The sequence below is a fragment of the Streptomyces sp. NPDC059456 genome, from assembly GCF_042750055.1.
GTDB lineage: Bacteria > Actinomycetota > Actinomycetes > Streptomycetales > Streptomycetaceae > Streptomyces.
Map to the genome: position 1 here is coordinate 1 of NZ_JBHYVA010001155.1, position 1,112 is coordinate 1,112.

1 protein-coding gene and 1 pseudogene are annotated in these 1,112 nt (G+C 72.4%); both read left to right on the forward strand.

Features of this window, described 5'->3' with window-relative positions; genetic code table 11:
* Nucleotides 1-295: pseudogene (locus ACFXA3_RS42880) on the forward strand (hypothetical protein); the annotation flags it as partial.
* 121 nt (nt 296-416) lie between these two features.
* Nucleotides 417-1,112, forward strand: a 696-nt coding sequence (locus ACFXA3_RS42885; RefSeq protein ID WP_385197035.1) for a fumarylacetoacetate hydrolase family protein, incomplete at its 3' end; no start/stop codon positions are given.

Below are 1,112 nucleotides of genomic sequence, written 5' to 3' on the forward strand. Positions count from 1 at the left end.
GAGACCGCCCGCTCCCGTACCGGCCGTGTCCCGCGCCAAGGGCAAGCCCGGCGCGGTCCCCGCCGAGCTGAGCGCCGAGCAGCAGGAGACCCTGCGCAAGATCGGCGGCGTACTGCCGCTGCTGTCGTTCGGGACGCTGATCACGGCGGCCGTGGTGCCGCTGGCCGCCGGGCTGTACCTGGTCACCACCACCGCGTGGTCCGTGGCCGAACGGGCCTGGCTCCAGCACCGCAAGGAGGCGGCTGCGGGGGAGGCTGCGGGGGCGACCGAGAGGCGCGAGCGTTCCAGTCTGTGAACAGGGTCTTGCGGATTGGGCGGCCATCTTGGAGGATCAACCAATTCTCCGATGGCCGCAACCCATCGGCAGGCCCGGGCTCGCCCCTGGGCCGACCACCCACGACCACGGGAGAATGCCCATGAAGCTGCTGCGTGTCGGACCGGCCGGGGCGGAACGCCCCGCGCTGCTCGACCAGGACGGGACCCTGCGGGACCTGTCCGGCCTGATCACGGATGTGGACGGCGCCCTGCTCGCCGACGACTCCGTGCTGTCCCGGGTACGGGACGCGGCGGCGTCCGGGGAGCTCCCGGCCCTGGACGCGGAGGGCCTGCGGATCGGTGCGCCGGTCGGCCGGATCGGCAAGATCGTGGGCATCGGGCTGAACTACTTCGGGCACGCGGCCGAGATCGGCGCCGAGCCGCCCGCCGAGCCCATCCTGTTCCTCAAGGCCGCGGACACCGTGGTCGGCCCGGACGACACCGTGCTGATCCCGCGCGGCAGCGTGAAGACCGACTGGGAGGCCGAGCTCGGCGTCGTCATCGGCAGCACCGCCCGCCACCTGTCCTCCGCCGCGGAGGGCCTGGCCCACGTGGGCGGGTACACGCTGGTCAACGACGTGTCGGAGCGCGAGTTCCAGATCGAGCGCGGCGGCACCTGGGACAAGGGCAAGAACTGCGAGACGTTCACCCCGCTGGGCCCGTGGCTGGTCACCGCCGACGAGGTCGTGGACCCGCAGGCCCTGGACGTGAAGCTGTGGGTCAACGGCGAGCTCAGGCAGGACGGCAACACCGCCGACCAGATCTTCCCGGTCGGCGAGGTCGTCCGGTACCTGAGC